At 53.7% G+C, this 6,400-nt stretch carries 5 protein-coding genes; 1 reads left to right on the top strand and 4 read right to left on the bottom strand.

The window, feature by feature from the left end; all coding sequences use genetic code 11:
• Positions 1-1,213: 1,213 nt before the first annotated feature.
• Positions 1,214-1,783, top strand: coding sequence for a peroxiredoxin family protein (locus tag AC52W5_RS15105; RefSeq protein ID WP_143104415.1), 570 nt, complete (start codon positions 1,214-1,216; stop codon positions 1,781-1,783).
• A gap of 128 nt (positions 1,784-1,911) precedes the next feature.
• Here AC52W5_RS15105 and AC52W5_RS15110 read toward each other — a convergent pair whose 3' ends face one another.
• The 4 genes from AC52W5_RS15110 to lolA are packed head-to-tail and all read right to left on the bottom strand — an operon-like array spanning position 1,912 to position 6,004.
• Complete coding sequence (locus tag AC52W5_RS15110) at positions 1,912-2,622, bottom strand: DUF6781 family protein (protein ID WP_495671609.1); 711 nt, start codon at positions 2,620-2,622, stop codon at positions 1,912-1,914.
• A 58-nt stretch (positions 2,623-2,680) separates the two neighbouring features.
• Entirely contained in the window at positions 2,681-4,045 is a 1,365-nt protein-coding gene (gene serS / locus AC52W5_RS15115) for a serine--tRNA ligase (protein ID WP_495671610.1), read from the bottom strand.
• A 29-nt stretch (positions 4,046-4,074) separates the two neighbouring features.
• The gene (locus tag AC52W5_RS15120) at positions 4,075-5,388 is read right to left on the bottom strand and encodes a replication-associated recombination protein A (RefSeq protein WP_495671611.1); all 1,314 of its coding nucleotides are present in this window, start codon (positions 5,386-5,388) and stop codon (positions 4,075-4,077) included.
• Positions 5,381-6,004, bottom strand: a complete 624-nt coding sequence (gene lolA / locus AC52W5_RS15125; protein ID WP_074976088.1) for an outer membrane lipoprotein periplasmic chaperone LolA — start codon at positions 6,002-6,004, stop codon at positions 5,381-5,383. The genes AC52W5_RS15120 and lolA overlap by 8 nt, the downstream gene beginning before the upstream one ends.
• Positions 6,005-6,400: the final 396 nt, after the last annotated feature.

A 6,400-nucleotide genomic window follows, 5' to 3' on the forward strand; every position in this document is an offset into this window, starting at 1 on the left:
AATATCGCCAGGCAAATCCACAGAACCATCGTGTGCTGGTCGTAGATCTGCTGGGCAATGACTGTCTGCGGCTCGGGCAGATTTAACTGGTAGGGGTCGGCTGCCGCCATCGCCAGTCCGGAATTCCATGCGACCGCCACAATCCCCGCTATACCTGCTGCTGCTTTACTGCTCATATTTCCCCCCACTTGATTACTGATTACAGTACGAGCCAATCTTCCCAAATCTCACAATGTTCGACTCATTACGCAATGCTTCCAGACGGAACGTCTCCATGTGAGCCCGCTCAGATCGGTCTCGGCCGGCGACAAACTGGCGAATATCTGATCTGTCCGGCATAATATCCATATTGCGAATGTCGGTAATTGTGTTATTCTATGGCTTACGCGAATTCAAACACTAAGAACAACGGCATGTCGATAAAGTTCAAAGTTTCGGTTCGAAGTTTCAACTAAATTTTCCGCAGCCACATCGAATCCGAAATCGCTTTCTGATTCACATTGATAATGCCTCACGAAACCCAGAACGAAAGGAGCCGCGCGGCCTCCTTGCGCACTTTAAGTTCATGTCATGATTCCCCGGACATTCCATTCATTCCACTTATTCCATCTGACTTGATTCAAGCGGGATGAATGAGCGTAAAAATGATTCAAACGCCCGTTTCATGCGGATTTCGTCAGTCTCCCCTGTTCTGCTCATTTGAGTCGATCTGATTTCTTCCGAAATCTCGTGACACCCGCCCCATTATTCGCATTGCATATCCGCGAAAGAGGGCTCCTGAAACGCGCAAATTCTACCACAGCAAAATGAGGCGTACAAGGAAGAAACATGATGCTGGCAAATAAAACCAATAATGACCCTATACTAAAAACCGTTATTTTCCCCTCTTGCAATTGTGGTGATTTTACCCTATTGGAATTGTGGAAATACTTCGCGATGGAAGCGGAATATATTACTTTGTCATCTCCGCGGTTTTTCTCATTATGCTGATCGGATAGCGCGTGGCAATCTGGGCGTAACCCTGACAGGTGGCCGGAAAAGACTGAAAAATCCGCCGATTTGCGAGACAGAGGTCTGTGGAAAAACATGAAAAGGAAATACGGATCTCCCTTTCGGAAGGCTCCCTGGCGAACGTCGGCAGGGCCGTGGGTGGGACTCATGCGCCGGTTCCCTTATAATGTGTTATTTTCAACCCGCTATTTCGAGGTACAGAATGACCGAGACAAGTACCAACATCAGGGCAAGCATGGCGCCCGAGCTACAAACCTCCGGATGGCTTAATACGCCGCACCCCCTGACGCTCGCTTCGCTCCGGGGTAAAGTGGTTGTACTCCACACCTTCCAGATTTTCTGTCCGGGTTGCGTGCAGGTGGGTATACCGCAAGCGCAACGAATACATCAGGAGTTTGACTCGAACCGTGTTGCAGTGATAGGACTGCATACTGTTTTCGAGCATCACGAGGTGATGGGGCGCGAGGCGCTCGAAGTGTTTGCCTATGAATACCGGCTGCGCTTTCCGATCGGGATAGACAAATATGAGGGAGCCGCGACGGGGGTTCCGATGACCATGCGCGCATATCAGATGCAGGGAACGCCCACTCTCATCCTGATCGATAAAACAGGGCACATTCGCTTGCACAAATTCGGTCATGTGAGCGATCTGACCGTAGGATTTTCGATTGGGGCGCTGCTGGCCGAAGAATTCGATGAGCCTGTCGTGACGGAATCGTCTACGCACGGTGGGGAAAATCTCGCTTGCGATACGGATGGATGCAAGGCCTGAGCGTGTCCTGTATCTGAATCTGCGCCAGATCGCGGCCCTGGGTCACCTTTGCGTGGCGCGAACCATGAACTCATGAGAGAGGCGCCCCCATCCTGGAGAATACCGGAGCGCCTGGCTGAAAACCGCTCCTACCCGTGATGTCCCCCGGGTTTGTCGCCGGGCTTGACCCGCTCCGCAACCTCGATAAGAACATTCGCGGCGGCCTGCCGCAGGGTGTCCGTGATGGCCTGGGTGAGATGAATGCCTGCCTCCAACTGGCTATGAGTGGTCGATTTCAACTGATGGTTGAGCGCCTCGAGCGTGTCTTTCAACTGAGAGCCTACCGCGGTGCCGTTTCGCTTTGCATGGAGAATAATATCCCGCAAGGTAACCTCCACCAGGTCCTGCGCGGCCGAGGCCGACTCCTGCAAAGTTTCGAAAAAAAGATTCTCAATACTTTCAAGGTTGGCGCGCAGGCGCGTCAACTCCTCTTTTGAAAACGTTTGCGCGCGGCCCCCGGCTTCTTCGAGTGTCAGTTTCGAAGCCGCCGCCAGTTGAGCCAGCGCCGAATCCAGGCCGGCCACCGCGTCCCTCACGGGGGACAAAGCCGTTTGCGCCTGAATAGAGGAAGATTGCAACTTCTCCTGTGCTCCTTCACGTACACCTTTCAGTACTGCACCCATGACATGACGCAGTGAATCCTGGTCATGTCCTTGCCTGCTCAAAGCTTTTACCGTCAGATCCCGCACTTCTTGTTCTATATTCTCTCCTTGCGTCATCCTGCTGTGTACCTCAGCTTCGAGAGCTGAGGTATCCTCGGTTGCCGCATGAACGTTTTCACTGCCAGGTACATTTTGCATGGTTAGCGAGCCTCTCCAATGGTAACAATGGTAAAAAGATATCTCTTCTCTGAGTGCCTTATGCGTTGCGTGGGACAAGCCGCTGGGTCCCGCCCATATAGCCTTGCAAAACTTTGGGAATCGATACGCTGCCGTCTGCATTCTGGAAATTTTCCAGTATCGCCACCAGCGTCCGTCCCACCGCCAGACCGGACCCGTTGAGTGTGTGCAACAGTTCCGGCTTGCCTTTCTCGTTACGGAAGCGTGCCTGCATGCGGCGTGCCTGAAATGCTTCACAGTTACTGCATGAGGAAATTTCCCGATAAGCGCCTTGCTGCGGCAACCATACTTCGATGTCGTACGTCTTGGCGGCGGCAAACCCCATGTCGGCCGTACACAATGCCATCACCCGGTAAGGCAGTTGCAGCTTCTGAAGAATTGTTTCGGCATGGCCGGTCAGCTCTTCCAGCGCTTTATAGGAGTGTGCGGGGTGAACGATCTGCACCAGTTCCACCTTCTCGAACTGATGCTGCCGGATCATTCCGCGGGTGTCTCTGCCGTAGCTTCCCGCTTCGGAGCGAAAGCAGGGGGTATGCGCCGTAAGCTTGATGGGAAGCGACTCGAGATCGACGATGCGGTCACGCACGATGTTGCTCAGCGGAACCTCGGAAGTGGGAATCAGGTATAAGTCGTCATCGTCATGTTCCCCTTGCGGGCTATTCCGTGGCAACGTCGCGGCAGCCGGCTGGTTTTCCAGGAGAAGTTCGGCTGTTTTTCTTCGTGGAACCTCGAACAAATCTTCCTTGAACTTCGGCAATTGGCCGGTACCTCGCAAACTTTCGGCATTGACCAGATAAGGCACGTATGCCTCCGTATAGCCATGTTCACGAATATGGACGTCGAGCATGAATTGAGCCAGTGCGCGATGCAGGTGCGCAAGCGGGCCCGTCAGCAGGCTGAAGCGGGCGCCGCTGATCTTCGCGGCAGTGGAAAAATCCAGTAATTCCAGTCGCTCGCCTATGCTCACATGATCGGCCGGGCTGAAATCAAATTCGCGTGGAGTTCCCCAACGTCGGACCTCCCTGTTATCCGATTCGTTTCTGCCCTCCGGCACGCTGCTGTGCGGCAGATTGGGAATTTGCAGCAGGGTGTGCTGCAACGCAGCCTGTATCTGATCCAGCCGGGATTCCGTCTGCTTCAATTCGTCGCCCAGATGGGCGACCTCTGCGAGAATCGCGCTGGCGTCTTCGCCCCTGCTCTTGGCATTGCCAATCTGCTTCGACGCGGCATTGCGGCGCGCCTGCAATTCCTGGGTGCAGGTTTGAAGATTCTTTCGTTCCGCTTCCAGGGCACTGAATTCAGCAAGGGGAAAAACGTAGTTACGTGCGGCAAGAACCCTGGCAATGTGGTCCGGTTGCGTGCGTAACAGATGAATATCTAACATCTCGACTCCAAATCGACGCAGCTTCTATCTTATGATTCTTTTTTTGCCTGTTTGTCCAGCTCGCGCAGATGCGCCAGTCTTTCGGATATTTTACTTTCGAATCCGCGGCTGGTCGGCTGGTAAAATTCAATCTCTGGCATTCCTTCCGGAAAATAACGTTCTCCCGCGGCATATGCATCGGGATCATCATGCGCATAGCGGTAGTCGCGCCCGAATCCCATCTCCTTCATCAGCTGCGTGGGCGCGTTGCGCAAGTGTTCGGGAACCCGCCGCGATTTATCCTCGTCGATAAAAGAGCGGGTTTTATTATACGCAAGATAAGTAGCATTGCTCTTGGGAACGCAGGCAAGATACAGGGCAGCCTGCGCCAGGGCCAGTTCACCCTCAGGACTGCCCAGCCGGTCGTAAGTCTCGGAAGCATCCAGCGCGATACGCAGGGCGCGCGGATCGGCCAGCCCGATATCTTCCACGGATGCACGGATGAGACGCCGGGCAATATAGCGCGGGTCTGCGCCGGCATCCAGCATCCGGCACATCCAGTAAAGCGTGGCATGCGGATTCGAGCCTCTCAGGGATTTATGCAGCGCCGAAATCTGGTCGTAAAATTCGTCGCCGCCCTTATCAAACCGGTGAGCAGCGCGAGATAGCCTTTCGCGCGCGTAATCGAAGTCTATTCTTGATATTCCTTCAGCCGCCGCCGCAGTTTTTAGCTGTTCCAGAAGATTGAGCAAGCGCCGCGCATCACCGTCGGCATATTCGATCAATAATGATCGCGCATCAGCGGTGAAACCCAGCTCAGCCAACGCCAGCTTCTTTGCTCGATCAAACAGGGTGGCCAGTTCGGTCGTGGACAAGGCAGTGAGCACATACACCTGGGCACGCGATAACAGCGCGCCGTTCACCTCGAACGAAGGGTTCTCGGTCGTGGCGCCGATAAATGTCACCAATCCTTGTTCGACGAAGGGCAGAAATGCATCCTGCTGCGACTTGTTGAAGCGATGAACCTCATCTACGAACAGGATGGTATGGCGGCCGGACTGGTGCAAAACTGCGCGTGCCCGTTCGACTGCGTCACGAATATCCTTGACCCCCGATAACACGGCGGACAGCGCAATGAATTCGGCATCGAACGCCGAGGCCATGAGACGAGCCAGCGTGGTCTTGCCTGAGCCGGGTGGGCCCCACAATATCATTGAATGAGGCTTGCCGGATTCGAACGCAAGACGCAGCGGTTTGCCGGGACCCAGCAAATGAGGCTGACCTACCACGTCTTTCAATTCATGCGGACGCAACCGTTCCGCCAGCGGTACAGCAGGCTGAGGCTGCTCGAACAGATCACTCACTGATCACGTCCACGCCCGGCGGTGGACTGAATTTGAACAATTCCGGGGGAAGCTTGCGGTTTTGTTCCACATCCGAGAATTCGAATATGGTAGCCTGGCCGAAATTATCGTGCAATTCCATGGCTCTCAGTATCCCCTCCAGGGTAAATCCGAGAAGCATCCGCTCAAATGTGCTTTCCCGGGTTTTGGGCGTAGCCTCCACCCACTCGATGCTACCCTGCAGGCCGATTTCCAGAAGATGGAAATTCTTTTCGATATCATTACTTCCGGCAAGCAGCGCGGCAGGGCTGCTGCCGATGGCGGTATCGAGCTTTCGCACGGTTACCTGATCAAGATCGCGATCGTAAAACCAGACGCGCTCGCCGTCCCCGACAATCAATTGTTCGTAAGGCTTCTCGTATATCCAGCGGAATTTTCCGGGGCGCTCGAATTGCATTGCGCCGTTTGCTGTCTGCACTATATTGCGGCTTTTATCGAGAACGGTTTGCGAGAAATCTGCGCGGACAGTGCGTGCATTCCGCATGAAGCTCTTGAGGCTATCGATTCCGGTTGCATGGGTTATGGAAGTAAATAAAAAGAAAAAAAGGAACGCACAGAACTTTTCGGATAGCTTCATGATTTTGACTATGGATTGGACGGGCAAGGAACAGGACCACGGTAATTATAAATAAGCCGCTCCGCTTCGGCGGGCAATTTAAGGTGTCTCTCGAAGTTCCACAATCAGTGTCAGGCAACAGAAGCATGAATAATGGCCTATCACCGGGAACCAATAGTAAAGTGAAAAAGTCTATATTTCGCTGGCGGTGGGGTTTCTGGTTCCAGTTTTCACTCCACGTCAACAGAATGGTGTAATGTTATCTCCAACATGTATTTGTAATAGGAGGAAACGACATGGCAACAACGATGGGAACGTCGAGCCAGGCCAAGACGAGTGGCCGGGACTACGACATGTCGCTGTGGTATGACTCGAAGTGGTACAAGTTTGGTCTGATCACGATGCTGGCGGTAGCGA

This window comes from Nitrosospira sp. CT (genome assembly GCF_059489795.1).